Origin of the sequence: Actinomadura sp. HBU206391 (genome assembly GCF_014323665.1) — a bacterium.
GTDB lineage: Bacteria > Actinomycetota > Actinomycetes > Streptosporangiales > Streptosporangiaceae > Actinomadura_C.
Window position 1 is genome coordinate 1 of sequence record NZ_JABVEB010000464.1, and the last position, 2,841, is coordinate 2,841.

A 2,841-nucleotide genomic window follows, 5' to 3' on the forward strand; every position below is an offset into this window, starting at 1 on the left:
CTCGCGAGGGGCGCGGCGGTGGCTGGACCGACGAGCGAGGGACGAGCGAGGAGGGAAGCCGCCGCCGCGGAGCGCCACGAGCCGCCGAGCGGAGCGAGGCGATCAGACACAGCGAAGGGCGCATGATGCAGGCTGATCTGGGGGTCTTCTCCGATCCTCGGTCCGTGGCGGTGGTCGGAGCGTCGGCCGACCGCGCCAAATGGGGCTACTGGCTGGCCCGGGGGGCTCTCCGCGGCGCTCACCGGCGCAAGGTGCATCTGGTCAGCCGATCGGGAGCGGTCATCGAGGGCGTGACCGCGGTGCCCCGGCTGTCCGACCTGCCCGAACCACCCGAGCTGGCGGTGCTGTGCGTGCCGTCGGCGTCGGTCGGCGAGGTCGTCGACGAGGCGCTGGAGCTCGGGGTCCGGGGCCTCCTCGGCATCACCGCCGGAATCGAGGACGCCGGGCTCGCCGCGCGGGTGCGCGACGCCGGCGCGCGGCTGATCGGGCCCAACTGTCTCGGCATCTACGACGCCGAGACCGAGCTGGAGCTGGCCTGGGGGAACTTCGTGCCCGGCCGGCTCGGCATCGTTTCGCAGTCCGGGCAGCTGGGACTGGAACTCGCCGGTCTGGCCAGGGAGGCCGGCATCGGGGTCTCCAGATTCGTCTCGGTCGGCAACCAGGCCGACGTGTCGGCGCACGAGGTCGTCGCGGGCCTGACCGCGCACGAGCGCACGGCCGTCGTCGTGCTCTATCTGGAGTCGTTCCATGACGGGCGGGCGCTGGTCGGCACGCTACGGCGGCTGCGGGACGCGGGCCGCCCGGTGGTCGTGCTGACCGTGGGCGCCAGCGAGGCGGGCCGTGCCGCCGCCCGCTCTCACACCGGCGCGCTGACCGCCGGCCTCGATGTCATCGAGGCCGCGTGCCGTGCCGCCGGGGCCGTTCTCGTGGAGACGCCGGCACAGGCCATAGATCTCGCACAGATGCTGGTCCACGCGCCTCGGCCGGCCGGCCGCCGGGTCGCGGTGATCGGTGACAGTGGTGGTCAGGGGGCGATCGCGGCGGACGTGCTCACCCGTCACCGCCTCGACGTGCCCGAGCTGGGCGGTGTCGCCGAGGAGCTCTCCCGCGTCCTGCCGCCCGGCGCGGGGGTGCGCAACCCGGTGGACCTTGCCGGCGCGGGGGAGCGGGACCTCACGACCTATGCGCGGCTGACCGGCGGCCTGCTGCGCACCGGCGAGGTGGACGCCCTGCTGCTCACCGGCTATTTCGGCTCGTACGGAGCGGACGAGCCGGCGCTGGCCGACGCCGAGAACGCCGTCATCGCGCAGCTCGGCGCGGCGGTGCGCGACACCGGTCTGCCCGTCGTCGTGCACAGCATGGCGCGCGACTGCCCGGCGGTCGCGGCGTTGCGCGAGCATGGGCTGCCGACCTACCACACGATCGACGCGGCCGTCCGTTCACTGGCGCTCGCCACCGAGCTCATGGCCGGTGAACCGATGGCCGGTGAGCCGATGGCCGGTGAGCCGACGGCCGGTGAGCCGACGGCCGGCGAGCCGATGACGGGCGGGGGCTACCTGGGCGCACGGGAACTGATCGGAGCGTACGGCGTGCCGTTCGCGCGGTGTCTGCCCGTACGAGATCCGGCCTCGCTGGCGGACGCCGCCGGGCGGCTGCGCCCTCCGTACGCGCTCAAGGCGGCCTGGCCGGCGCACAAGAGCGAGGTCGGCGGGCTGGTGCTGGGGCTGCGCGACGCCGACGCGGCAGGTACGGCGTTCGACGCGCTGGTGGGGCGCCTGGGCGAGGGCGAGTACGTGCTCGAGGAGATGGACTGCCGGCCGGACGTGGTCGAACTCATCGTCGGCGTACGTCAGGACCCGTCGTTCGGGCCGCTCGTACTCGTCGGGCTCGGCGGGGTCCACGCCGAGCTCTACCGCGACGTGACCGTCGACCTCGCGCCGGTGACGCCCGAGCGGGCGGTCGCCATGCTGCGCCGTCTGCGCGGTCACCCCCTGCTCACCGGATGGCGAGGCCGCCCGCCGGTGTCGGTGTCGGCGGCCGCCGACGCGGTCGCCCGGCTGTCCCGGCTGGCCGCCGAACGGCCGGACGTGGCCGAGTGTGAGGTGAATCCGTTGCGCGTCGCCCCGGACGGGGTGCTCGCGGTCGACGCGCTCGTCGTCGCCGCCGACGCGGGCGAGGGCGCGAGGCGGGTACCCGGAACGGAGGACCGACGATGAGCGAGCCCGGCAGGAATGAGCCCGGCAGGAATGAGCCCGGCAGGAACGAGCCCGGCGGGGGCGGGAGCGAGCCCGGCACGAGCGAGGTGATGACGGACGAGCGGACGCTGACCGGGGGCGAGGCGCTGGTGCGCGCCCTCGCCGACCACGGCGTCGACACGGTGTTCGGCATCCCGGGCACCCACAACCTGGAGATCTACGCCCACCTCTCCGCACTCGGCATCAGACATGTCAGCACTCGGCACGAACAGGGCGCCGGATACGCCGCCGACGGGTATGCGCGGGTGACGGGGCGGCCGGGCGTGTGCGTCGTCACCTCGGGGCCCGCCACGCTCAACGCGGCGGCGGCCGTCGGACAGGCCTATTCCGACTCGGTGCCGCTGCTCTTGGTCTCACCGGGGATGCCGCTGCGCAGCACCGGCAGCGGCCTGCTGCACGAGACCAAGGACCAGTCCGCGGCGATGAACGCGGTCGCGGCCTACAGCCATCGCGTCACGAGCGCCGCCGAGATTCCTGCGGCGGTCGCGCGGGCGTTCGCGGCGATGACCTCGGGCCGGCCACGCCCCGTTCATCTGGAGATCCCGCTCGACGTGCTCGACGAACGGGCGGCCGTCCCGCCGGTCGC

2 protein-coding genes are annotated in these 2,841 nt (G+C 74.4%); both read left to right on the forward strand.

Annotated features, from left to right (window positions below; translation table 11 throughout):
- Positions 1–2,216, forward strand: a 2,216-nt coding sequence (locus HKK72_RS38340; RefSeq protein ID WP_315987658.1) for an acetate--CoA ligase family protein, incomplete at its 5' end; no start/stop codon positions are given.
- On the forward strand, positions 2,213–2,841 hold a 629-nt coding region (locus HKK72_RS38345; RefSeq protein WP_261987592.1), incomplete at its 3' end, for a thiamine pyrophosphate-binding protein. The genes HKK72_RS38340 and HKK72_RS38345, both read left to right, overlap by 4 nt.